Here is a 22,798-nt window from a genome sequence, read left to right as displayed (position 1 = left end):
TTTACCCATGTCCAGTTCTCAAGCGTACCCGCGCGATCTTATCGGTTACGGCGCTCAGCCACCGGCGGCACAATGGCCCGGCAAGGCGCGCTTAGCGGTTCAGTTTGTCATCAATTACGAAGAGGGCGGTGAGAACGGCCAATTGCATGGCGACGCTGAGTCGGAACGGTTTTTGTCGGAAATTGTCGGCGCCGAAGCCTATCCGGAGCGCCATCTGAGCATGGAAAGCATCTACGAATATGGCAGCCGCGCGGGCTTTTGGCGCTTGCATCGGCTGTTCACCGAACGCCAGTTGCCCGTGACGGTGTTTGGTGTGTCCATGGCGATGGAGCGTCACCCCGAAGCCGTCGACGCCATGTTAAAAGCGGATTGGGAAATTGCTTCTCACGGTTATCGCTGGATTCATTACCAAAACGTGCCCGAAGACGTTGAGCGCGAACACATGGCGATGGCCATCGACATTCATCAGCGCCTGACCGGTAAGCATCCGGCGGGTTGGTATACCGGACGCACCAGCCCGAATACCCTAAAGCTGTTCGCCGAACGTCCGGAATTTCTTTATTGCTCCGACAGCTACGCGGACGATTTGCCGTATTACGATTTGAATTATCAACGCCCCCTGCTGATGGTGCCTTACACCTTGGACAGCAACGACATGCGCTTTGCGACGCCTCAGGGGTTTAACACCGGTGAGCAGTTTTTTACCTACCTCAAAGATGCCTTTGATGTGCTGTATGACGAAGGCGCGACCACACCACGCATGCTCAACATCGGTTTGCATTGTCGATTGGTGGGCCGACCTGGGCGGTTTGCAGGTCTCAAGCGGTTTGTCGATTACGTGCAGTCGCACAGCGATGTTTGGGTGACCACGCGAGAAGCCATTGCGCAGCACTGGCAGGCAACGCATCCGTTGGTGTAAAGCTGGCCCAGGCGTGCCAAAGCGGACGAATTCGATACCCTATTGGTGTTTGCCAGCAGACAGTTTCACAGTGTCATTGCTATAGTAGCGGGCTGAATTTTTCGAGGTTGTACCGTGTCCGAAGAAGTACTGTTTGCCCGCCAACCGATTTTTGATCGGGGCTTGCAGGTATTTGGATATGAGTTGCTGTATCGATGTGGTGAACAAACTCAGGCTATTTTTGAAGATGGCGACCTGGCAACTCAGGCCGTCATGCTCAATGCCTACACCCACAGCAATATCGTTTCTGTGCTCAACCAAAAACCGGGCTTATTGAATGTCACCAAGACGATGCTCAATGCGTTGCCGGATTTTCTGCGCGATACCTTAATCATTGAGGTGCTCGAAGATTATCACGGCGACGATGACCTGGTGGCTCAGCTTGAGTCGTTACGCGCTCGTGGTTTCCGCATTGCGCTGGATGATTTTGAGCGCAAAGACTATCGCCCTGCGCTGATCGACCAAGCCAATATTGTCAAAATTGATGTTTTGGCAACGCCGCGTGATGAGATGGTTCAATTGGTGAATCTACTGCGGACTCACGACGTGCAATTGGTGGCGGAGAAAGTTGAAGATTACGACGATTTTCAATTCTGCCTCGACCTGGGTTTTGATTTTTTTCAGGGTTATTTTTTCTGCCGGCCTGAAGCCATTCGCGGCCGTCGCTTGCAACCGATGCGCTTTACACTGCTGAAAATTTTAGCGCAGTTGTATCGCGCCGATGTCAATGTCGATGAGGTCTATCAGCTGGTTCAGCAGGACACCGTGTTGTCCTATAAATTGCTGCAGTTAGTGAACTCATCGTTTTATCGCCGAGCGCAAAGCGTGGAGTCCATCCACCAGGCGGTTAGCTTGTTAGGCATCGATCGGATTCGCGGTTGGGCAACCCTCATCAACATGGACCGCTTTGAAAATAAACCCCGGGAATTGCAACGCGAAGCACTGACCCGGGGGTTCTTTTGCGAACAGCTGGGTCAGCGACTGGATCCCAACGAAACCGACTGCTTTTTTACCGTGGGGTTATTATCCGTGCTGGATGCACTGATGGACAAACCCATGCCGATGGTCATGGCAGAATTACCACTGAAAGACAGCCTGAAAGCCGCGCTGATTGACGGCGTTGGTTTGACCGGCCAGGTGCTGAGTCTGGTCATTGATTTTGCGCGACGGAAGCCGTTGGCCATCGACTTCCTGCAAGATTATGAGCTGCCGTTAACGGAATTATGCGCGCTCTACAAACAGGCCGTTGAACGCGCTGACGAACTGCTCGGTCAGTAGCGTCAGCTGTTTGAATGACGCCGATGATCTGCCCACTTGGATGACGGCTGCTCCACGAATTCCGAAGCCAGACGACGCTGCATCAGGCGCAAATAAAGATCGGGCCACAGTCGATACAAGGCCGCCGCCCAGGCGCTGAATCGATCTGGAAAGTAGCGTCGTTGGCGTTTTCGGTGGGCACGGATAATGCGCTCGGCCATCCAGTCAGCACTGCGCACAGTGCCGATGGACGCGCGCTGGTGCTGGGCGTTTTGTCCATCGTATCCCAAGGCGTTTTTGGTGATCGGCGTTGCCAGAAAACTGGGGTGCACCAGCGTTAATTGTTCGGCTGGAATGAAGGCTTCGGCGCGTGCGGTTTCAAAAAACTGATGCAAGGCTGCCTTGGCCGCACAGTAACCGGCGCGTCCCAGAACCGGCATCCAGCCAGCCATTGAACCGATGACCACAATGCCCCGGTCACGGTGAGATGGTGCCGCTTGCAGTAAGCCTTGCAGGGCCAGCGTCAGTTCCACCGGTGCCAAATAATCGACCGCCATGACCTGTCGAAATACGTCGGGTTGCGTTTGGCCGGCGCGGCTGCGATGAGTGATGCCGGCGTTATTGATCAGTAGGGTCAGATGCGGGCTGAGTGACTGAACCCAGTGAGCGATTTGATCGGCAGCGCCTGGATCGGTGAGGTCTTTTGCCAAGGACTGATGGTCTTCATCGGGCCAGTATTGGCGGACCATTTCCAGACGTTCGGCTAGCGGCTGTTGGTCGCGATCGACCAGCAATAGGCGATGCCCCAACTCCGCGTAGCGTTGCGTTAACGCCCAGCCGAGACCGGATGCGGCGCCGGTGATCAATGTGACTGCGGGCTGTTCAAGCATCCGATGTGACCTGCAGGCCAGCGGCGAATTCGGCGAGCACTTCAGCAGAAGTTTTGCGCGGGCTATAACCGAACTCTTGCTTCAAAGCGGTGTTGGCCAGCACCGGTCGATAACGCAAAAAATTCAGTTGCTCCGGGCCGTAAGGCGTCAACCCCAAGCGGCGTCCGCAACCTAAAGCAAAGCGCACCAGTGGCACCGGTAAATGCCAGATTGGTTTGCCGAGTTGGTTGGCGATTTCATCCATCGTCACCGCACCATCACCGGCCAAATTGTAGATGCCGCTTTTTTCATCGCGTACGCCTTGTTCAATAATGGCGAGCACATCCTGATCCCAGATAAAGACAAAAGGTGAGCTGGCCCCGCTTAATGCAATCAACCGTTTGCCTTCAAATAACCGGGTGATGAGGTTGTGGGTATGACGACCGAGAACGGTGCCCGGCCGCAAAATCAATTGACGTAATTCCGGATGGTTTTGGCGATAGTCGGCCAGCCGTTCTTCGACCAGTCGTTTGTGCCAGGCGTAGGAAAATTCGACATTGCCACGCAGCGCATCCTGTTCGGTGAGCCAGTCGGGATTGTCTGGGTGATAACCATAGGCGGCGCCGCTGGAGGTGAGCGTAAAGTGACGTACGCCGGTGGCGACGCAGGCGGCTAATAAATGGTCAGTACCGTCAACGTCGATGCGATAATCCCGCTCGCGATCGCGGCTTGGTTCGAGCACTGACGCCAGATGAATCACGTGCGTGAAGGCTTCCTGGTCCATCCAGTCGGCGAGGTCGTCACTGGTAATGTCTCGCTGCTCGATGGGGAACGGACTGTCGTCTTTAGGGCGAATGTCCAGGCCGGTCACGGCGTCGTGTTGGCTCAGGCGACACCCTAGTTGATACCCCAGATAACCGCTGGCGCCGGTAATCAGAATGTGTGTCATGCCACCTCCTCGGCGGTGTGGACGATACTGCGCAGTGGTGTTTCGAGGTCGCGTTGCAGGCGGCGCTGGTGTTTTTTCAGCGTCTTTAAGTAGGTCGCCTTGTGGACGTAGTAGGCCATGCGATCGACGCCTAAATAATTCATCCCCCCGCGACAGTCGCTGTTGGGATGCGCGCGAATTTCCCGCTCAAACTGGCGCGCCGACGCGGTATCGCGAGCGCGTTGATGGAGGTAGAGCGCCACCAGATGCGCCTGTTCATCCCGACCCTGCCAACCCAGGCCCGCCGCTTCGATCATGCCCATGACGAACAGGTTGGGGTTGTCCGGATTGAAGACATTTAAAAACAGATCTGGCGCGGCGCCTTGCCAGTTCAGTTCGCGCGCGTCGATGTAGGGATAACTCAAGCGGTAGCCGGTAGCTTGCAGAATTAAATCGTAATCGGCCTGAGTGCCGTCGCTGAACGTGACGGTGTGACCATCGACCGACCTCAAATCCGCGCGTGGCTGAATATCGCCATGGCCGATGTGATGCAGGAACTGAGAATTCACCACCGGGTGTGATTCGTACAGGCGGTAGTCCGGGTCGGGCAGGCCATAGTCGGACGGTTTACCGATCAGCGCGCGGATGATGCCGCCGTCAATCCATTGCTTCAGGCGGTTCGGTAAACGCACTTTACCGCCCAAGGTATCGATGGGCCGGCCGGCGACAAATTTGGGTAGAAAGTAGTAGCCGCGGCGCACCGACAGATCGACGCTGCGCGCGCGATGGACGGCATCGACCGCAATGTCGCAGCCGCTGTTGCCGCAGCCGATGATCAGCACGCGTTTGTTATCGAATAACGCCGGGTCGCGGTAGTCGGCGCTGTGCCATTGTTCGCCACTGAAATGACCGGGCAGATCAAGGTGTTTGGGGGCGTGCAGCGTGCCGCTGGCGAGCAGCACGCCGGCCACAGCATGACGGTGCTGGCGACCGTTGCATTCGGTGTCGATCTGCCAGTGGTCGCCGTCGCGTTCGACCTTGATGACTCGGGTATTGAAGTTGAAGCCGCTACTGACATTGAAGTGTTCGGCGTACGCCTGGAAATACAACTTCATCTGCCGGTGACTGGGATAGGGCGGTACTGAGTCGTCCATCGGAAAGTCGCGAAACTCGGTCATGGTTTTCGACGAAATCAGATGGGCGGACGAGTACATCGTGGAGTGCGGATTATCGATGTCCCACAGCCCGCCAACACCGCTGTTCAGTTCAAAACCGATCCATGGCAGCTGGTATTGGCTGAGCCGGCGCGCGGTACACAGTCCCATGGGACCGGCGCCGATGATGGCGTAGGGCAGCATAACCGTCTCCTCGAGCGGTAATTCAAACCATCAGCATACGGACAGTGAATCGGCGCTGGCTTGGCTGCTTCGGGACGGCGAGTGGTTTATTTGGGACAGGCAGCGCCCGCTTGACGTCACAACGCCGGTGAGATTAAATAAAATGTTACGATGTAACATAACTACAAAAGGAAAGCGTGTGAATAAGAAGACGGGCATTTTAGTCGGTGCGATTGTGGTGTTGGCCGCGCTGGGTGTGTGGGTGAGTTTGGACAATAAAGCGTCCGACCCACTGGCCGAGGTGTTGGATATTGCCAGTCCACTGGAAATCTCCGGTTTGGAGCCGGCCAAGTCGGGTTATTTGTTTACTCGGATGCAGGCAGCGGAAACGTTGTTCATCATCAATCGTGAGCGCCAGTTGGTGCCGCAACTGGTTGAGAATGTTGAGGTATCGGGCGATGGCCTCGACTGGCGGATGGACGTACGTGATTCGGTGATGTTTCACGATGGCACTCCGTTGACTGCGGAGGTGGTTGCCACAAACTTGCGCCGCGCGCTGGCACGTCCAGGTGTGTTGCAGAACACGCCGATTGACGAGATTGCGGTCGATGCCTCATCGGTCGTCATCAGCCTGCGCGAACCCTTCGCGTTGCTGCCGGCTTTTCTGGCGCATTACAGCACCTTGATGCTGGCGCCATCGTCGTTCAATGAGGCGGGTGATATTACTGCCATCGTTGGTACCGGTGCTTATCAGGTCAACGAAGTGGTGCCGCCGCTGCGCATTGAACTGTCCGCTTTTGATGACTGGTGGCAGGGCCGGGCCAACATTGAACAGGTGCGCTATCTGGCAGTGCCGCGGGGTGAAACCCGGACCATGATGTCGCAAAGTGGCGATGCCGATTTGACGTTGTCATTACCGCCGGTGGCAACCGAGCAGCTGGCCAGTGATCCGAATATTAACTTGCAGGTGGTGACCATTCCGCGCACGCGACTGCTGAAGTTGAACACGGCCAAGCCGTTCTTCGACAGCGCCCAGGAGCGTCAAGCGCTGAGCCTGGCGATCAACCGTGAAGCGCTGGCGCGGGTGGTGATGCGTAACCCGGACCTGGCGGCCGAACAGTTATTCCCGGCTGCGATTTCTGGTTGGAGCAATCGTCAATTGGCACCGCTGGAATACGACCCGCAGCGCGCCCGCGATTTGCTCAACGAAGCCGGTTGGACGCTCGGTGACGACGGGTATTTATCCCGCGATGATCAGCGTTTTGAAGTGACTTTGCGCACCTACGCCAGCTGGCCGGATCTGCCGCTGCTGGCAACTGCCATTCAAAATCAGTTGGCCGAGGTGGGCATCGACCTGGCGATCTCTGTCGGCAGCTACACCGAAATTCCAGCCGGTCATCAGGATGGCACGCTGGACCTGGCTTTGATCACACGCAGTTTTTCCATGGTGCCGGATCCGCTGGCGACGGTGATGGAAGATTACGGACCCGGTGGTGCAGATTGGGGCGCGATGAACTGGGTAAACGATCAGGCCTTTGGCTTGATTGATCAGTTGAGTGTGAGTACCGACGCCGACGCACGCGATGCTCAGTTGCAGCAGCTCACCACCTTGTTGCACGCCGAATTGCCGACCATTCCGGTGGTTTGGAGCGAATTGGCGGTCGCCGCCAGTAAACGGCTTGAAGGCGTTTACGTTGACCCCTACGAGCAGAACTACTACTTGTCCGATCTGCGTTGGGTGCAAGAATGAAACAGCGGTTAATGCTGCGCCTGATGCAGTGCGTGGCCGTGGTGCTGATGGTCGGCACGCTGAGCTTTGCACTGATGGTGGCCTTGCCGGGTGATCCGGCCATGCGCATCGCGGCAGGTCGCTACGGCCCGGATATGATGAACAGCGCCATTGCCGACCAGGTACGCGCAGAACTCGAGCTGGAGCAGCCGTTGGCACAGCGCTTTGTGGTTTGGATGGGCGATCTGCTGCGCTTCGATCTGGGACATTCACTGGTGACCGGTGCGCCGGTGGTCGATGAAATCGGTTTGCAGCTGGGTCACAGCCTGATGTTAGCGCTGCTTGCTTTCGCCATATCGTTGTTGATCGGCCCGACACTGGGTGCTTTGGCCGGGCTGATGCCTGGCTCCTGGATGGATCGCACTACGCTGGTGCTGGCCACGGCGTTACGCGCGGTGCCGCCCTTTGTACTAGCGGTGCTGATGATGGTGATCTTTGCGGTTACCCTGCGCTGGTTACCGACCGCCGGTTTTGGCAGTTGGCAGCATCTGTTGTTGCCGGCCATCACGCTGGCGCTTGGACTGGCGGCAATGTCGTCGCGGGTAATGCGCGATGCCATGGTACGAGTGACCCGTGAACCGTATTTTGCTCACGCTCGACTTAAAGGGCTGAGTGACCGCGCGGTGGTGCAGCGCCATGGTTTGCGCAATGCCTCGCTGCCGGTATTCACCTACCTGGGTCTGCAGCTGGTTTATCTGGTGGAAGGCGTGGTGGTGGTGGAATCCATCTTTGCGTTCCCGGGTATTGGTCATGCTCTGGTGCACGCCATCATCGCCCGCGATGTGCCCATGGTTCAGGGAACGGCGCTGGCGATGGGCGGACTTTTTGTGGTGCTCAACAGTCTGGTGGATCTGGGCTGTGTGCAGTTGGATCCACGGTTGCGGAGGGCAGCCTGATGTCATCGACCGTTACACTGCCGGCGGATGTGCTGTCAGAACACCCGGCCAGTAGTTTCTGGACGCTTAGCCGACTGGCCGGCGCGATCATCCTACTGATGCTGGCACTGTTTGCGTTTTTGGGGCCGGCGTTGATTGAGGCCGATCCACTGTCGCAAGATTACGATGCCGTGTTGGTTGCACCGGGCGATGCCGAGCACTGGCTGGGCACCGATCAGTTCGGTCGTTCCATGCTGGCGCGTCTGACGCATGGCGCGCGGCTGTCCTTTGTGATGGCGCTACTGACCGCTGCCAGTGCGGCGTTACCGGGCATTGCACTGGGCATTCTCGCCGCCTGGCGCGGTGGCTGGGTAGAACGGTTACTGGTGGCTTCGTCCGATGTGGTTCTAGCACTGCCCGGTTTGTTGTTGGTGCTGTTGTTACTGGCATTCTCACCCGGCAGTTTTGGTCCACTTTATCTGGGTTTGGCGCTTTATCTTTGGGTGGAGTTTTTCCGTGTAGCGCGTATTGAGGCGGCGCGGGTCTTTACCCAACCGGTGGTGGAAGCCACGCTGCGGCTGGGTTTTGGCTGGGGCTACATTCTGCGCCGTCTGTTACTGCCGGCGCTGGCCATGCCGATGTTGACGCTGTTTGCCTTTGCCATGGGTTCGGCAGTGGTAGCGGTGAGCACACTCAGCGCCATTCATGTTGGCTTGCGACCGCCCACACCGGAGCTGGGTGCCATCATTGTGGAACTGATGCCGCATTACAGTGAAGCGCCCTGGCAGGTGCTGATGCCAGCGACGGCCATCTTCCTGCTGGTGCTGTCGCTGCAACTTTTTGCCGGAGCCAAACCGAGATGAGCGCTTTGATTGAGATTGAACAATTGACCATCAAAACCGCTGACGGCCGGCCTCTGGTGACTGACGTCAGTTTTTCCATTCATGCTGGAGAACCCTTTTGCCTGGTCGGTGAAACCGGCTCTGGTAAGAGTCTGGTGATGCATGCGCTGATGGGCAGCCTGCCCGATGAGTTACGCTGCAGCGGCCAGATTCGCTATCAGAAAGAGAACCTGCTGGCGCTGCCAGCAGCGCAGCGTCGAGCTTTCTGGGGTCGGCGCTTTGCCTTGCTGCCACAGGAACCCTGGCTGGCGCTGGATCCGACCATGACGGTGCTCGATCAGGTCGCTGAAGTGTTGCTCGCGCTGGAAGGCATGCCGCTGGGACAGGCGCGCAAGCTGGCGACGACCGAACTGAGCGTGCTGGGCCTGGGCGATAATCTGCTCAGCTATCCCTTTGAACTGTCCGGCGGCATGGCGCAGCGCGTGTCCATTGCCATGGCGCGTATTGCCGCCAGCCCGCTGCTACTGGCCGATGAGCCGACAAAAGGGCTGGATAAAGCCCTGTGTCAGACGGTGGCGGATCTGCTGTTGACCGAAGCCGACGCTGGTCGCGGCTTGCTGGTCATTACCCACGATCTCGACCTGGTTGCTGCTCTCGGTGGCCGCCTGGGCGTGATGCGTGACGGTCGCCTGCTGGAAAGCGGTGTCACCGAGCCATGGCTAAAGGCGCCGACGCAACCCTACAGCCGCGAATTGATTGCTGCCATGCCGCAACACTGGCCGCGGCCTCAGACCAAGGTCAGTGCTCAGCGTTCAGAAGTGGTGCAGGCGCAGGGACTCAGTAAAAGCTTTGGCGACAGGCATCTGTTCAGTGATCTGGATGTGACGCTGCGCGAAGGCGAAGTAACGGTGGTACTCGGCCCCAGCGGCAGTGGTAAGAGTACGCTGGGCAATGTGCTGACCGGCTTGTTGCCGGCCGATGCGGGTCAGTTGATCTGGCCGGAAAGTGCATCGCCGCTGAAGTACCAGAAGATTTATCAGGACCCGCCTGCGGCCTTTATTGCGCACCAGACGTTGCGCCAGTCGTTCGATGATCTGTTGGCGTTGCATGGTTTGGAACCTGCCCGGCTGAATCATTTGCTCAGTGAGTTGGGGCTGGCTGAAGCCCTTTTGGAGCGCCGCCCTAGTGGTATTTCCGGTGGCGAGTTGCAGCGTCTGGCCATCGCCCGGGCGTTGTTGCTGGAACCGGTCATGCTGTTTGCCGATGAAGCCACGTCGCGACTGGACCCGGTTAGCCAGAAAAAGGTCATTGAGCTGCTGCTGGCCGAAGTGGCCGAACGTGGACTGGCCTTATTGTTGGTGACTCACGATCCGGCGTTGGCCGAACGCATTGCCGATCAGCTGATTCGACTGGATCAACAGCCGACCGACGCCGCTGCCCAGCAACAGGCGGCCTGAACCCAAAAGGGCGCTATCGACCGATAGCGCCCTGCTTTTATATCCAGCGGTTAAATGACCCGCCTGCTTTATTCTGCTGCCAGTGCCGACAGTAGCGTCTGAAAGTTATGGCGCATCATGGCTTCGTAAGTAGGCGCCGGACCATTACTTGCTGACAAAGCGCCGGTGTAGAGGGTGCCGCCTACCCGGGCATCGGTTTCATGTTCAATCTGACGCACCAGCGCGTCGTTGGCGATGTTTTCGACAAAGAGAGCAGCGATGTTTTCGTCACGCACATGGCGAATCAGTTGGGCGACTTTTTGCGCTGAGGCTTCTGATTCGGTCGACAGTCCCTGGGGCGATTCGATGTGCAAATCGAAATCGCGCGCCAAATAGCCGAAAGCATCGTGCGGTGTGATCAGGCGACGACGCTTGCTGGGCAGGGCGGCAAACTCTTGTTCCGCCCAACGTTGCAGGTCGTGCAGACGTTGGCCGTAGTAGTCGCTGTGGTAGCGATAAAATTGGGCGTTGCTCGGGTCCAGTTGCTGCAGTTGTTCGCTGATGGCTTCGACGTACTGAATGACGTTGGGCACGCTTTGCCAGGCGTGAGGATCAACGTCGCCGTGGTGGTGGTGGTGATCTTCGTGCTTGTGGTGGTGATCGTCTTCGTCTTGGTGGTGGGCTTCGTCATGATCATCATGATGGTGGTGGCCTTCTTCCTCATCATGGTCATGGAATGGCAGGGCCTCGATCTGTTCGCCCAGTACCAGTTGCGGCCCCTGGTATTCGGCCGACTCCAGTAAGCGGGGCAGCCAGCCTTCAAACGCCAGACCGTTGAGGATCACCAGGTCGGCCTGGGCGATGGCGACGGCATCACTGGGTGTTGGCTCGTAGACATGGGTGTCGCCGTTGGGGCCGACCAGGACGGTCAGGTCGACTTTGTCGTTGGCAATTTGCTGAACCAGATCGCCAAGAATGCTGAAGGTGGCGACGACTTTCAGCTTGTCCTGCGCCAGGGCGGTGCCGGCAGCGGTGACTGACAGCAAGAGCGTCAGAGTCAGTAAACGAAAAACCTTCATGAATGGATCTCCTTGGATGGATGAGAACGCAGCCAGGCGCGCAGCCGGTTGCCCAACAAGCTCCGGTGGCGGCCAAATAACTGCGAGAACAGAAAAACGCTGCCTAAACACAGCAGGATGGTCGGGCTGGTCGGCCAGTCGGCGTAAAAAGAGCCGAGCAGGCCAAGTGTGCAGGCTGCAGCGCCGAGCAAAATGGCGCTGAGCAGATAGCTTTCCAGGCGTTGGCACCAATGGCTGGCGATGGTCGCGGGCAAAATCATTAAGCCAACGGCCATCAGGCTGCCCATGGCGTGCAGGCCGGCGACCAGATTGAGCACGATCAGCAGCATCAGGCTGGTTTCGGCCAGATTGCCCAGGCGACCGTGCTGCAGGCAGGCGCTGTCGACGCTGTCCAGTACCAGCGGGCGGATCAGCAGCAGTAAGGTCCAGAGCGTGATGGTGGCGGTACCGGCAATCCAGATCAGGGCGGCGTCGGTCATGCCCAGAGCGGCGCCAAACAACAGATGCATCAGGTCGACTGAGCTGCCGTAGATCGACACCATAAAAACGCCTAACGCCAAGGAAGTGAGATAAAAGGCCGCGAGATTGCGGTCTTTGGGCGCTCGGGTACGACGGCTCGACCAGGCGGTAATCAAGGCCACCAGGGCACCGGCCACCAGGCCGCCGCTGGCCATGGCCACCACGGAGTAACCGGCCAGCAGGTAACCGGCGGACACTCCCGGCAGGATGGCGTGCGACAGTGCATCGCCGGTCAAACTGATGCGCCGCAGCACCATAAAGACGCCAACCGGCGCGCTGCTCAGACAGAGCAACCAGCAACCGAACAAGGCCCGGCGCATAAAGGCGAATTCAACGAAGGGTTCTAGGACGTCAAACATGCAGCAACTCAGCTCTGGGTGCGGCGCTGGTGTCGAGCTGCCCCTGTTCAATATGCCAATGGCGTTCGAAACCGGAGGCCGCCAGCGTGCGATTGTGTAAGACGCACAGCACGGCAGTACCGGCTTGGCTGGCCTCTTGGATGGCCGCCATCATTACGGTCTGGCTGTGTTCATCGAGGTTATTAAAAGGTTCGTCCAACAGCAGCCAGCGCGGTTGCTGAACCAGCAGTCGTGCCAGGCGCGCACGCTGCCATTGCCCGCCCGATAACTGAGCCAAGGGACGCTGGCTCAGCGACAAGAGTTCAAAACGCTGCAGCATCTGCTGCACCGGCGCCTGATCCCGGCGATTGAAGGCGGCGAACAAACCCCGGCGATGCCAGTGACCGGAGAGCACCCATTCGAAGACGCTGATCGGGAAATCACGATCCTGTTCCGATTGCTGCGGCAGATAACCGATGTCGTTCGCCGGCGGTTGTTGCAAGTGGCCACCCAAAGCCGGAATGCGACCGGTCAGGGTGTTGAACAGAGTGGACTTGCCGCTGCCATTGGCGCCGGTCAGTGCGACCCGGTCGCCGGGCTTTAGCCAGGCCTGCTCGATGTACAGCAGCGGCTGGTCGTAGCCGACACTCAGTTGCTTCAGTTCAACCAGGTTCATCCGCCGACGACCGTTAAGGTCAGCGCCCAGATGCCGACCGTCAGCAGGGCGGCGAGCAGGGCGCGTTGGCGACCGCTGGCAATAAAGAGGCTCAGTGGTGCGCGCTGTTGCGAGCGCGGCTGTTTCCAATGGTCGGTGGTGTAGCTCGATTGAGTCTGGGTCGTCATGGTTTGAACGGCTCTGTGGTTGGCGGTGCGATTAATCGGCCAGGTCCAGCGTTAACACCCAGCGACCGGCACTGCAGTCTTCGGTGGGCGAACGATGCACCAGCGCCGGCACAGGGCTGTCGGCCCAGCCGCTGCCTTTAAGCAGCGCTACATCGCCGGCTCGCAGGCGCTGAATCTGTTGTTCGTGCTGAATCAGGCCGCAGTCGACATCACTGTGTCCGGCAGGGCGCGGACCAAGTTTGCTGCGATCGAGGCCGTCTTCTGGCAACCAGTGAGTGCCCGGGCCGGTTAGGGTGTGGACCAACCGCACAGCGAGGTTATCGACGTGAAAGCGCGGGCACATGGCCTGATCGAGGCAGCGAAAGCGGACGCCGACGCGCTGTTGTTCAAACAGGCAGGCGAACAGTTCGATGCACTGGCAGAGCCAATCGACCAGTTGGGTGCGGCCAGGATGGTCAGGGAAATAAGTCGTCACAATGGCTTTGGCCTGGCTCGCCGGCAGTGCGGTTTTGATGTGCACGGCGGGTACCGTATGGCGCAGTTCTTCGAGCAGGCCGAGTGTTAAGTCATCCAAAGGCGGCGCCTGCCAGCAGGCCAGGTTGACGTCGTCCTGATAGATGTCGGTGAACACCAGAATGTCGTCACTGAATCGGTATTGCGGTTGGATCGGGTTAGTCGGTTGCGGCGCTGAAATCATGGCAGTTCAATCAGGGTTGCATGAAGAGATGTTACAACATAACATTTTAGTTATTGATACATCAATATGGCTGAACCGGGCTACTCAGCCGACTGCGACAGAGGAATATCCATGACTGAACAAAACAAGCTGCCGGTAACGGTGTTGTCCGGCTTTCTCGGTGCCGGCAAAACCACGGTGCTGAACCATTTGTTGAACAACCGCGAAGGCTTGCGCATTGCGGTCATCGTTAACGACATGAGCGAAATTAATATTGACGCCACCACGGTGCGCCAGGACATATCGCTGAACCGGCACGAGGAAAAACTGGTTGAGATGAGCAACGGCTGTATCTGCTGCACCTTGCGTGAGGATCTGCTGATTGAAGTGCGACGGCTGGCTGAGGCCGGGCAGTTCGATTATCTGGTGATTGAATCGACCGGTATTTCCGAACCGCTGCCGGTAGCGGAAACCTTCACCTTTGCCGATGAAGACGGGGTGACGCTCAGCGATGTGGCCCAGCTTGATACCTTGGTTACCGTTGTCGACGGTGCCAATTTCCTCGCCGACTATGATCAGGCTCAGGCGTTGGCGGAGCGAGGAGAAAGTCTGGGGGAGGACGATCAGCGCAGCGTCACCGATTTGCTGGTCGATCAGGTGGAGTTCGCCAACATCATTTTGGTCAGCAAAACCGACCTGATCGAGCCGGCCGAACTCAGACGCCTGAGCGCCATTCTGCGCACGCTCAATACCGAAGCGGAAATCGTGCCCATCGTGAACGGGCAGATTCCCAGTCAGAAAATTCTGGCGACCGGTTTGTTTGATTTTGCCAAAGCCGAACAGGCGCCGGGCTGGTTGAAGGAAATGCGCGGCGAGCATCTGCCGGAAACCGAAGAATATGGTATCGGCAGTTTTGCCTATCGCGCTCGCCGGCCGTTTCATCCCCAACGCTTTTTCGACTTTCTGCACAGCTCATCCTTGGCGGGCAAACTGATTCGTTCGAAAGGTTATTTCTGGCTGGCGACGCGGCCGGATTACGTCGGTCAGTGGCAACAGGCCGGTGGCATTGCGCGCTACGGATTTGCGGGCATGTTTTGGGCAGCGGTCTCACAGGATCGCTGGCCGCAGGACGATGATTATTTAAGCGCCATTCGTTCGATCTGGCAGGAGCCGTTCGGCGACCGTCGGCAGGAGTTGGTGTTTATCGGACAGAATCTGGAGCGCGATCAGGTTATGGAAAAACTGGATGCCTGTTTGCTCAGCGATGCTGAGCTGGCATCCGGTCAGGACGCCTGGCGGGAGTTGGAAGATCCGTTTCCGGCTTGGACTTAACCCCTTTTTCCTGGGGATATCCGGCAATTGCTTCCTGCATTTCCGGCATACCGTCCATCCTTGGACATAAAAAAAGCCCGCCGATTGGGCGGGCTAACACTCATTCCCTTTTGGGGACCTCACTGAGAGTCGGTCACCCGGCCGGGCACTTAGGCCTCGACCAGACGTTTCATGTCAGTCATGTAACCGCGTAGCTCTTCGCCGATCCACTCGATCGGGTGGTTGCGAATGGCTTGGTTAGCTTGAATCAATTCGATGTTGTCGACTTCGGTGCTGGTATCGCCCAGACCTTTGCCGATGACGTCGGTTTTGATTTTCGGCATGAACTTCTCAGCCAGCAGCGGCACGGCCGCATTGGCGAACAGGTAGTTGCCGTATTCAGCGGTGTCAGAAATGACCACGTTCATTTCGTACAGCTTCTTACGCGCGATGGTGTTGGCGATCAGCGGCAGCTCATGCAGTGACTCGTAGTAAGCCGATTCTTCGATGATGCCACTGTCGACCATGGTTTCGAACGCCAGTTCAACACCGGCTTTAACCATGGCGACCATCAGGATGCCGTTGTCGAAATATTCCTGCTCCGACAGATCATTTTTCACTTCCGGTGCTTGTTCGAAAGCGGTCTGGCCGGTGGCTTCGCGCCAGCCCAGCAGGTCTTTATCGTCGGCGTCCCAGTCGGCCATCATGGTGGCAGAGAAGTGGCCACTGATGATGTCGTCCTGATGTTTCTGGAACAGCGGCGCCATCAGCGCTTTCAGTTCCTCGGACAATTCATAGGCGCGCAATTTGGCCGGATTGCTCAGGCGATCCATCATGTTGGTGATGCCGCCGTGCTTGAGCGCTTCGGTCACGGTTTCCCAGCCGTACTGGATCAGCTTGCTGGCGTAGGTTGAATCAACGCCTTCGGCGATCATCTTGTCGTAGCACAGCAGTGAACCGGCCTGCAGCATGCCGCACAGGATGGTCTGTTCACCCATCAGGTCGGATTTTACTTCGGCGACAAATGAGCTTTCCAAAACACCGGCGCGGTGACCGCCAGTGGCTGCTGCCCAGGCTTTCGCGATTTCCAGGCCTTCGCCTTTCGGGTCGTTTTCCGGGTGAACGGCGATCAGTGTCGGTACGCCAAAACCGCGTTTGTATTCTTCACGCACTTCGGTGCCCGGGCATTTCGGGGCAACCATGACAACGGTGATGTCGTCGCGAATCTTCTGGCCGACTTCGACGATGTTGAAGCCGTGTGAATAACCCAGGGCCGCGCCTTGTTTCATCAATGGCATGACCGCTTCGATAACGCTGGAGTGCTGTTTGTCCGGCGTGAGGTTAACGACCAGATCGGCCTTGGGGATCAGGTTTTCGTGGGAGTCGACTTCAAAGCCGTTTTCAGTGGCGTTTTTCCACGATTGACGTTTGTTGTCGATGGCGGACTGGCGCAGGGCGTAAGCGACGTCCAGGCCGGAGTCGCGCATGTTCAGGCCCTGGTTCAGACCCTGGGCACCGCAGCCGACAATCACGACTTTCTTGCCTTTGAGGGCGTTGCAGCCATCGGCGAACTCGGCTTTGTCCATAAAACGACATTTGCCCAGTTGTGCCAGTTGCTGGCGCAGGTTGAGGGTGTTGAAGTAATTCGTGCTCATGCGAAATCCTGTCTAAATAATGAAGGTGGTTGAATCCACCGTTGCGCCGCAGTCTAGCGACTTTCGTGTGTTGTCTGAAATGAATTGTTTGGAATGATTTGTTGCTGATAGTGCATGAGTTGCTCGGTGCCATTCGTCCAACCAGTTGGCCATTCGCCGGCCCATCGCACCGTTTGTCGATTGGGGGTTGTCGGTCGCGCCAGGAAAGCGACACTGTGCACTTCAGATCCTGTGCAAATGCCTTGATCCTTGATTCAGGAGAGCACCGTGCCCCGCTCACGCCGGCCATCGATAGACACCTTCGCCGATACCAATTTTGCCCAGTGGCTGAAAGCCATTACCGGTACCGTGCTGGTGTGCATGGTGATTGCCGGTCAGACCACCATGATGAATCAGGAGAATTACCTGACCAATCTGCGCGTGTCGTTGGGGTTCGGTTTGTCGATTGTCGTCTGTATGAATCTCGCCCACTGGCTGTTTGCGCAGCGCACCGAGGCTTTTAACAACATTCTCGGGTTGGTTGCTGGCATCACCTTGGGAATGGTGCACCTGCTCTGGCTCGGTTATGGCTTTCCGCTCGACCTGAAAGGCTTTGAGCTGTGGCGAGTCCTGCTGATGAACCTGGCGCTGGCGTTGGTGTTCTGTCTGACCGTTTATTATTTATTTTATTCGCGGTACCGCATTCGCTGGCTGAATCATCGCATGCTGGAACAGCAGAGTCTGGCGCAAGCGGCTGAACGTGAATTGGCGCTGAGCCGACTGCAAATGCTGCAAAGCCAGATCGAACCGCATTTCCTCTTTAATACCTTGGCCAATGTGCAGGGCCTGATCGACCAGAACCCCGACGCCGCCAAGCGGATGATTGGTGAACTGACCACAATGTTGCGAGTCAGCCTCAGTCGTACTCGTCAGTCACGCACGCGCCTGAGTGAAGAGTTGGCGCTGGCGGAAGCTTACTTGTCGATTCAAGCATTGCGCACCGGCGGGCGGCTGCAGTTTCAGGTGGCGCATAACGAGGCATGGGAGCGCTATTCCTTGCCACCTTTGTTAGTCCAACCCTTGGTGGAAAACGCCGTGGTGCACGGTCTTGAGCCGAAAACTGAAGGCGGCCGGGTGGACGTACGAGTGACCGAACATGAGCAGCAGTTGTTGATTGAGGTGGTGGATGATGGCCTGGGTTTGCATCAGGCATTGCCCTCCCGCGGCCAAGGTGTTGGCTTGCATAATGTGCGCGAGCGATTGGCGCTGCTTTATGGCGAGTCGGCGAGTTTGGTGGTCGATCAGCGGGCAGAAGGCGGTACTCGGGCCGCGCTCTCGATTCCTGTTGAAAGCTCGGAGGTGGTGGCGTGAGTCAGGGTTTAACGGCGGTTATCGCGGACGATGAGCCGGTATTGCGAGAACACCTGAAGCAATTGCTGACGCAGCAGTGGCCAGAGTTAACCATTGTGGCGATGGCCGGTGACGGTGATGAAGCCTGGCGCCTCATTGATCTACATCGACCGGACGTGGTCTTTCTCGATATTCGCATGCCCGGTCGCAATGGTCTGGATGTGGCTGAGAGCATGCAGCAAGCGGGGTTAACCCAGAACACGGCCTTGGTGTTTCTGACCGCTTATGATCAGTACGCCGTTGAAGCGTTTGAACGTGAAGCGCTCGACTATTTACTGAAACCGGTTGAGCCGGTGCGTTTGGATCGCACGCGTGAGCGCATATTGGCGCATCAGGAGCCCGCAGCGGATACCTCGTTAGATGTCACGCAGTTACGGCAGTTGATTGAAGCGGTGGGTCGACCTCCTTTGCGCTGGCTGAATGTTCAGCGAGGCCAAGATATTCGTGTGGTCGATGTCGCCGATGTACTGTGTTTTCGGGCGGAAGATAAATACACCACGGTGGTCACGGCCGCCGGTGAAAGCCTGATTCGTAAATCCTTACGGCAGCTGGAAGAAGAACTCGACACTCAGCAATTCTGGCGTATTCATCGCTCAACGTTGGTGCAAGTGGCGCACATCGATCGGGTGGAGAAAACCCTGACCGGGCGGCTGAAAGTGCATTTGAAAGGCGGGCGTACTGAAGAGGTGAGCCGTCGCTTTGCGGACCGATTTCGGCAAATGTAATCGGGCGGCGTCGAGATGGAGTCGATCCCGGCGCTTTGATAAACTCGTGCGAGGGATTGGGGGGCATCCAGTCCCGATAAAGGAGATGGGCATGTCGATCAAACAACTTTGGCTGGCGGTATCCATGCTGGGTATGGTGACGTTGTTGAGCCGTCCTCAGGCACTGTCGAATCTGACAGAGAGCCTTCTAGAAGCCGGGCTGGTGACGCTGGTATCGGTTTATGAAACGCTGTTGGAACTGAAAGTCGGTCGTTGAGTTGCTGTTCCGCTTATTCAGCAATTGTTTCGCCTCTTTGTTGCGTCTGCTGCAATAAAGACTGTGCCATGCCATAATCGGGGCAGTTAAAGGAGGCTCCATTATGGATTTGCGTGCACTTAAGCAGTTTCTGCACCTTTCCCAAACTCTGCATTACGGCAAAACATCCGAAGCCATGCACGTCAGTCCTTCGACGCTCAGTCGAAGCATTGCGCGACTGGAAGATGAACTGGGTGCAACCCTGTTTGAACGTGATAATCGCACCGTCGTGCTGACTCAGGCAGGCCGTTTGTTTCGTGAGTTTGCCGAGTCGACCTTGGCACACTGGCAGGACCTGCGCCATAAGTTACAGAACGACCCGGTTGAACTGCGCGGCCAGATTCGCCTCTATTGTTCAGTCACCGCCAGTTACAGCTTTATGCTGGGTCTGTTGACCGAGTTCCGCGCCCGCTTTCCCAACATTGAAGTGGTACTGGAAACCGGTGACGCCGCCCAGGCAGTGCAGAAAGTGATGGACGATGAAACCGATATCGCCATTGCGCCGCGTCCGGATCACTTGCCCAATCCTTTGATGTTCCAATCGATTGTTGAGACACCACTGGAGTTTATAGCACCGTCGATCGATTGCCCGGTGCGAACTCAACTGCAACAATCGCCGATTCCCTGGGGGCAGATACCCTTTGTCGTCTCGGAATATGGCCTGGCTCGTAAGCGCCTGGACAATTGGTTTCGCGAGCACAGCATTAAACCGAACATCTACGCTCAGGTGGCGGGTAACGAGGCCATTGTCAGCATGGTGGGCTTGGGGTTCGGCATCGGCGTCGTGCCGGGGCTGGTGATTGAAAACAGCCCGCTGAAAGAGAAAATTGAACGCATAGAGACCGACAGCCAGTTGGAGCCTTTTGACGTGGGCGCCTGTGTACTCAACCGACGTCTGCAAGATCCGCTGGTGAGTGCCTTCTGGAAAACGGCCAGTGACCTGACCGGTACCGTGAATTGAATCATCGGTTGGTTATCATTTCGATTTTATATTTGGAGGGGAACCATGAGTTCCAATGACAGCAAGGTGGCACAACCGACGCGTAACTTACCGGCGCAACAGCCGGCACACCGTCGTGGCATCTATCTGTTACCGAATTTGCTGACAACCGCAGCGTTGTTTGCAGGGTTTTATTCCATCGTTTCGGCCATCAATGGCGATTTTGTTCGCGCATCGATCGCGATCTTTGCCGCGCAACTGCTCGATGGGATGGATGGTCGTGTTGCCCGCATGACCCACACACAAAGCGAGTTCGGTGCACAGTACGACAGCATGTCCGACAACATGGCGTTCGGGGTTGCCCCGGCCATACTGATCTTTCAATGGTCGTTGCACAGCCTGAATAATTTGGGTTGGGTGGCGGCCTTTATCTTTGTCGCAGGTGCCGCACTGCGGCTGGCGCGATTCAATATTCAGATTAACAGTGTCGACAAAAAGTTCTTTGTCGGTCTGGCCAGTCCGGCCGGTGCTGCCATCTTGTGGGGCACTGTCTGGGCGTTAACTAAGTCGGGTGTGGCGGGTGAGTCCGTCGCCTGGATTATGGTGGTTGTGGTGCCGGTTGTGGGCGCCATGATGGTCAGCCCGATTCGCTATTATTCGTTTAAAGATCTCAGCGACCGCGGCCGCGTTCCGTTCGTTGTGCTGTTGCTGGCCGTGGCAATTCTGGCGTTGATTGCGCTGGACCCGCCGCGCGTTCTGTTGGGTATGGCGGTGCTTTACGCATTGTCTGGCCCGGTTTTCGAAATGTGGCGTCGTGCCCGCCAGTACCGCAACGTCCGTAAGTCCGGAACTTCCTGAAACAAAACCGGTCAGAGGTTCGTTGCGTACACTTGATGCGAACGAGCCTTCGGGCTCACTGACCGGTTTTGATGGAGGGCTCCATGATTATCAAGCAACGCCCCGACCTCACAGAAAACGATGTAACGCCGAAGTCGGCCTACCTGAATCGCCGCCAGCTGATGCAGGCTGCCGGCGGTCTTGCGCTGACCAGTTTAGTCCCTACCGCCATGGCAACGCCGCCAGCTGCACCGCCTTGGTTGAATGCCAAAGTCGCTAACACCGCTTATCGATCCATCACGACCGATGAAGGGGTGACCGATCAGCGCGATGCCACCAGCTACAACAACTTCTATGAATTTGGTACCGGCAAAAGCGACCCGGCCAGTCATGCCGATGAGTTCAATCCTTATCCCTGGGAAATTGAAGTGGGGGGCCTGTGTGATAATCCTGGCACCTTGGATTTAGAGGCGCTGTTAAATGGCAAGCGAACAGAAGAGCGCATCTATCGTCTGCGCTGTGTTGAAGCCTGGTCCATGGTGATTCCCTGGATCGGTATTGAATTGTCTGCACTGTTAAAGCCCTTTCAGCCCAAATCGAATGCGCGTTATGTCGCCTTTCAGACCATCCAGCGTCCGGATGAGTTGCGTGGCCAGCGCTCGTTATTTTCCTTTATTGATTACCCCTATGTTGAAGGGTTGCGTATGGATGAGGCCATGCATCCCTTGGCGTTTCTGGCCGTTGGCATGTATGGCGAGCCACTGCCGAATCAAAACGGCGCACCGATTCGTTTGTTACTGCCTTGGAAGTACGGTTTTAAAAGCATTAAATCGATCAGCAAAATTGAATTTGTCGAAGAAATGCCGCCGACCACCTGGAACCTCACTAATGCTAACGAATACGGCTTCTATGCCAATGTGAACCCAGAGGTTGATCATCCACGCTGGAGTCAGGCAACCGAGCGTCGCATTGGACCCAATGGCGATATTGATCGCATTGATACACGCCTTTTTAACGGCTATGACGAAGTTGCCTCGCTGTATCAAGGCATGGACTTGCGGACTTTCTTTTAATGCGTGCTCAGTGGATGCCCAAGCAAGGGCTTTTGTGGTGGGTCTTATTCTTATTGGCCTTGGCGCCGGCGCTCTATTACTGGTCATTATTTCTTTTTAATCCTCGCAGTCTGGGTGTGGATGCGCTGGAGGTCGTGCTCGAAGAGATGGGCAAATGGGCGCTTTGGCTGTTGCTGATTACGCTGTGTTGCTCACCCTTGTCTCGCCATACCGCTTTTAAAGCGGTGAGATATCGGCGCATGTTAGGTTTGTTTGTCTTCTTTTATGCCAGTTGCCATCTGGCAACCTATTTGTTGGGTTGGATCGAGCTGGATTGGCGTGTCTTTGTTGAAGACTTGGGTAAGCGGCCGTTTATCTATCTCGGTATGCTGGCTTGGGTGGGGTTGTTGCTCTTGGCAGTGACATCGCCCAAAGCCATGGTGCGTCGATTGAAGAAAAACTGGAAACGCCTGCATCGCATCATTTATGGCTTAATCGTGCTGGCGTTGATTCACTTCTGGCTGCAATCCCGAGTGTCTTCCTTTGAGCCGTGGCTATATACGCTGCTGGCAGTGGTGCTGCTGGGAGAGCGTTTGATTGTTAAGCTTCGAGCTCGTCGAGGTGCTAAGAATCACGGCGCACTGAAACACACAGCCATCTGACCGCGGTACATCATCTTTCTTTCAACTTTCCCTGCAGCGGCCGTTGACAGCGGCCGCAAAAAGACTATTATACGCCTCCCTCGCCGCTGAGCGCGGTTGGGGAACGAAGTTTTCCAGTCTTTCTTCTCTTGGTTCGGTGCTTTCTAAGTGCCTGTTTTGAAAAGAAAAAATCTGAATCTTCGGTTG

General features: G+C 56.8%; 23 protein-coding genes. 14 read left to right on the top strand and 9 right to left on the bottom strand.

The window, feature by feature from the left end:
• The first annotated feature begins 7 nt into the window (after positions 1–7).
• Together puuE and BGP77_RS01640 are read left to right on the top strand one after the other, a co-directional pair.
• The gene (gene puuE / locus BGP77_RS01645) at positions 8–919 is read left to right on the top strand and encodes an allantoinase PuuE (protein ID WP_108163004.1); all 912 of its coding nucleotides are present in this window, start codon (positions 8–10) and stop codon (positions 917–919) included.
• Between the two features lie 114 nt (positions 920–1,033).
• Positions 1,034–2,236: an EAL and HDOD domain-containing protein gene (locus tag BGP77_RS01640; RefSeq protein WP_108163003.1), complete on the top strand. Its 1,203-nt coding sequence runs from the start codon at positions 1,034–1,036 to the stop codon at positions 2,234–2,236.
• A 2-nt stretch (positions 2,237–2,238) separates the two neighbouring features.
• On the opposite strand, the gene BGP77_RS01635 is transcribed toward BGP77_RS01640, so the two are convergent.
• The 3 genes from BGP77_RS01635 to BGP77_RS01625 are packed head-to-tail and all read right to left on the bottom strand — an operon-like array spanning position 2,239 to position 5,370.
• Positions 2,239–3,105 (bottom strand): SDR family oxidoreductase, encoded by an 867-nt coding sequence (locus BGP77_RS01635; protein ID WP_108163002.1) that lies wholly within the window; start codon positions 3,103–3,105, stop codon positions 2,239–2,241.
• Positions 3,098–4,033 (bottom strand): SDR family oxidoreductase, encoded by a 936-nt coding sequence (locus BGP77_RS01630; protein ID WP_108163001.1) that lies wholly within the window; start codon positions 4,031–4,033, stop codon positions 3,098–3,100. The genes BGP77_RS01635 and BGP77_RS01630 overlap by 8 nt, the downstream gene beginning before the upstream one ends.
• Positions 4,030–5,370 carry an NAD(P)/FAD-dependent oxidoreductase gene (locus tag BGP77_RS01625; protein ID WP_108163000.1) on the bottom strand — a complete coding sequence of 447 codons (1,341 nt, stop codon included), beginning with the start codon at positions 5,368–5,370 and terminating at the stop codon, positions 4,030–4,032. The genes BGP77_RS01630 and BGP77_RS01625 overlap by 4 nt, the downstream gene beginning before the upstream one ends.
• A 178-nt stretch (positions 5,371–5,548) precedes the next feature.
• Here BGP77_RS01625 and BGP77_RS01620 point away from each other — a divergent pair, with 178 nt between their 5' ends.
• From BGP77_RS01620 to BGP77_RS01605, 4 genes are read left to right on the top strand one after another with little or no spacing between them, the layout of a single operon-like run.
• On the top strand, positions 5,549–7,099 hold the full coding sequence (locus BGP77_RS01620) for an ABC transporter substrate-binding protein (protein WP_199224165.1): 1,551 nt from the start codon (positions 5,549–5,551) through the stop codon (positions 7,097–7,099).
• Positions 7,096–8,034, top strand: coding sequence for an ABC transporter permease (locus tag BGP77_RS01615; RefSeq protein ID WP_108162998.1), 939 nt, complete (start codon positions 7,096–7,098; stop codon positions 8,032–8,034). Before BGP77_RS01620 ends, BGP77_RS01615 begins: the two co-directional genes overlap by 4 nt.
• A complete protein-coding gene (locus tag BGP77_RS01610; protein ID WP_108162997.1) occupies positions 8,034–8,876 on the top strand; it encodes an ABC transporter permease in 843 nt (280 codons plus the stop codon). Before BGP77_RS01615 ends, BGP77_RS01610 begins: the two co-directional genes overlap by 1 nt.
• Positions 8,873–10,312, top strand: a complete 1,440-nt coding sequence (locus tag BGP77_RS01605) for an ABC transporter ATP-binding protein (RefSeq protein WP_108162996.1) — start codon at positions 8,873–8,875, stop codon at positions 10,310–10,312. The genes BGP77_RS01610 and BGP77_RS01605 overlap by 4 nt, the downstream gene beginning before the upstream one ends.
• A 68-nt stretch (positions 10,313–10,380) precedes the next feature.
• Here the strand turns inward: BGP77_RS01605 and BGP77_RS01600 are convergent, their stop codons facing one another.
• From BGP77_RS01600 to BGP77_RS01585, 5 genes are read right to left on the bottom strand one after another with little or no spacing between them, the layout of a single operon-like run.
• A complete protein-coding gene (locus BGP77_RS01600) occupies positions 10,381–11,370 on the bottom strand; it encodes a metal ABC transporter solute-binding protein, Zn/Mn family (RefSeq protein ID WP_108162995.1) in 990 nt (329 codons plus the stop codon).
• Positions 11,367–12,248, bottom strand: coding sequence for a metal ABC transporter permease (locus BGP77_RS01595; protein ID WP_108162994.1), 882 nt, complete (start codon positions 12,246–12,248; stop codon positions 11,367–11,369). Before BGP77_RS01595 ends, BGP77_RS01600 begins: the two co-directional genes overlap by 4 nt.
• Positions 12,241–12,903: a metal ABC transporter ATP-binding protein gene (locus BGP77_RS01590; protein WP_108162993.1), complete on the bottom strand. Its 663-nt coding sequence runs from the start codon at positions 12,901–12,903 to the stop codon at positions 12,241–12,243. Before BGP77_RS01590 ends, BGP77_RS01595 begins: the two co-directional genes overlap by 8 nt.
• Complete coding sequence (locus tag BGP77_RS17990; RefSeq protein WP_158269237.1) at positions 12,900–13,070, bottom strand: hypothetical protein; 171 nt, start codon at positions 13,068–13,070, stop codon at positions 12,900–12,902. Before BGP77_RS17990 ends, BGP77_RS01590 begins: the two co-directional genes overlap by 4 nt.
• Before the next feature lie 31 nt (positions 13,071–13,101).
• Positions 13,102–13,767 (bottom strand): DUF1826 domain-containing protein, encoded by a 666-nt coding sequence (locus BGP77_RS01585; protein ID WP_108162992.1) that lies wholly within the window; start codon positions 13,765–13,767, stop codon positions 13,102–13,104.
• A gap of 111 nt (positions 13,768–13,878) precedes the next feature.
• Between BGP77_RS01585 and zigA the strand changes: the two genes are divergently transcribed.
• A complete protein-coding gene (gene zigA, locus BGP77_RS01580) occupies positions 13,879–15,078 on the top strand; it encodes a zinc metallochaperone GTPase ZigA (RefSeq protein WP_108162991.1) in 1,200 nt (399 codons plus the stop codon).
• Between the two features lie 149 nt (positions 15,079–15,227).
• Here the strand turns inward: zigA and ilvC are convergent, their stop codons facing one another.
• The gene (gene ilvC / locus BGP77_RS01575) at positions 15,228–16,712 is read right to left on the bottom strand and encodes a ketol-acid reductoisomerase (RefSeq protein WP_108162990.1); all 1,485 of its coding nucleotides are present in this window, start codon (positions 16,710–16,712) and stop codon (positions 15,228–15,230) included.
• A gap of 267 nt (positions 16,713–16,979) precedes the next feature.
• Between ilvC and BGP77_RS01570 the strand changes: the two genes are divergently transcribed.
• From BGP77_RS01570 to BGP77_RS01545, 7 genes are all read left to right on the top strand, one after another.
• Entirely contained in the window at positions 16,980–18,062 is a 1,083-nt protein-coding gene (locus tag BGP77_RS01570; RefSeq protein WP_108162989.1) for a sensor histidine kinase, read from the top strand.
• On the top strand, positions 18,059–18,826 hold the full coding sequence (locus BGP77_RS01565; RefSeq protein ID WP_108162988.1) for a LytTR family DNA-binding domain-containing protein: 768 nt from the start codon (positions 18,059–18,061) through the stop codon (positions 18,824–18,826). The genes BGP77_RS01570 and BGP77_RS01565 overlap by 4 nt, the downstream gene beginning before the upstream one ends.
• Before the next feature lie 91 nt (positions 18,827–18,917).
• The gene (locus tag BGP77_RS17985; protein ID WP_158269236.1) at positions 18,918–19,082 is read left to right on the top strand and encodes a hypothetical protein; all 165 of its coding nucleotides are present in this window, start codon (positions 18,918–18,920) and stop codon (positions 19,080–19,082) included.
• Between the two features lie 103 nt (positions 19,083–19,185).
• Entirely contained in the window at positions 19,186–20,082 is an 897-nt protein-coding gene (gene ilvY, locus BGP77_RS01560) for an HTH-type transcriptional activator IlvY (RefSeq protein WP_108162987.1), read from the top strand.
• Between the two features lie 45 nt (positions 20,083–20,127).
• Positions 20,128–20,919, top strand: a complete 792-nt coding sequence (gene pssA, locus BGP77_RS01555) for a CDP-diacylglycerol--serine O-phosphatidyltransferase (RefSeq protein WP_108162986.1) — start codon at positions 20,128–20,130, stop codon at positions 20,917–20,919.
• A gap of 83 nt (positions 20,920–21,002) precedes the next feature.
• A complete protein-coding gene (gene msrP, locus BGP77_RS01550; RefSeq protein ID WP_108162985.1) occupies positions 21,003–21,971 on the top strand; it encodes a protein-methionine-sulfoxide reductase catalytic subunit MsrP in 969 nt (322 codons plus the stop codon).
• Positions 21,971–22,612, top strand: a complete 642-nt coding sequence (locus tag BGP77_RS01545) for a sulfite oxidase heme-binding subunit YedZ (RefSeq protein WP_108162984.1) — start codon at positions 21,971–21,973, stop codon at positions 22,610–22,612. The genes msrP and BGP77_RS01545 overlap by 1 nt, the downstream gene beginning before the upstream one ends.
• The last annotated feature ends 186 nt before the right edge of the window (positions 22,613–22,798 follow it).

Origin of the sequence: Saccharospirillum sp. MSK14-1 (assembly GCF_003054965.1) — a bacterium.
GTDB lineage: Bacteria > Pseudomonadota > Gammaproteobacteria > Pseudomonadales > Natronospirillaceae > Saccharospirillum.
Note: the sequence above shows the minus strand (reverse complement) of the source record. Positions and strands in the feature narration are given on the sequence as shown.

Coding starts and splice junctions, on each gene's coding strand:
- BGP77_RS01635 (WP_108163002.1), bottom strand. CDS start 3,105: ATGCTTGAACAGCCCGCAGTCACATTGATCACCGGCGCCGCATCCGGT.
- zigA (WP_108162991.1), top strand. CDS start 13,879: ATGACTGAACAAAACAAGCTGCCGGTAACGGTGTTGTCCGGCTTTCTC.
- BGP77_RS01630 (WP_108163001.1), bottom strand. CDS start 4,033: ATGACACACATTCTGATTACCGGCGCCAGCGGTTATCTGGGGTATCAA.
- pssA (WP_108162986.1), top strand. CDS start 20,128: ATGAGTTCCAATGACAGCAAGGTGGCACAACCGACGCGTAACTTACCG.
- ilvC (WP_108162990.1), bottom strand. CDS start 16,712: ATGAGCACGAATTACTTCAACACCCTCAACCTGCGCCAGCAACTGGCA.
- BGP77_RS17990 (WP_158269237.1), bottom strand. CDS start 13,070: ATGACGACCCAGACTCAATCGAGCTACACCACCGACCATTGGAAACAG.
- BGP77_RS01625 (WP_108163000.1), bottom strand. CDS start 5,370: ATGCTGCCCTACGCCATCATCGGCGCCGGTCCCATGGGACTGTGTACC.
- BGP77_RS01610 (WP_108162997.1), top strand. CDS start 8,034: ATGTCATCGACCGTTACACTGCCGGCGGATGTGCTGTCAGAACACCCG.
- ilvY (WP_108162987.1), top strand. CDS start 19,186: ATGGATTTGCGTGCACTTAAGCAGTTTCTGCACCTTTCCCAAACTCTG.
- BGP77_RS01600 (WP_108162995.1), bottom strand. CDS start 11,370: ATGAAGGTTTTTCGTTTACTGACTCTGACGCTCTTGCTGTCAGTCACC.
- BGP77_RS01605 (WP_108162996.1), top strand. CDS start 8,873: ATGAGCGCTTTGATTGAGATTGAACAATTGACCATCAAAACCGCTGAC.
- BGP77_RS01545 (WP_108162984.1), top strand. CDS start 21,971: ATGCGTGCTCAGTGGATGCCCAAGCAAGGGCTTTTGTGGTGGGTCTTA.
- msrP (WP_108162985.1), top strand. CDS start 21,003: ATGATTATCAAGCAACGCCCCGACCTCACAGAAAACGATGTAACGCCG.
- BGP77_RS01590 (WP_108162993.1), bottom strand. CDS start 12,903: ATGAACCTGGTTGAACTGAAGCAACTGAGTGTCGGCTACGACCAGCCG.
- BGP77_RS01615 (WP_108162998.1), top strand. CDS start 7,096: ATGAAACAGCGGTTAATGCTGCGCCTGATGCAGTGCGTGGCCGTGGTG.
- BGP77_RS17985 (WP_158269236.1), top strand. CDS start 18,918: ATGTCGATCAAACAACTTTGGCTGGCGGTATCCATGCTGGGTATGGTG.
- BGP77_RS01595 (WP_108162994.1), bottom strand. CDS start 12,248: ATGTTTGACGTCCTAGAACCCTTCGTTGAATTCGCCTTTATGCGCCGG.
- puuE (WP_108163004.1), top strand. CDS start 8: ATGTCCAGTTCTCAAGCGTACCCGCGCGATCTTATCGGTTACGGCGCT.
- BGP77_RS01585 (WP_108162992.1), bottom strand. CDS start 13,767: ATGATTTCAGCGCCGCAACCGACTAACCCGATCCAACCGCAATACCGA.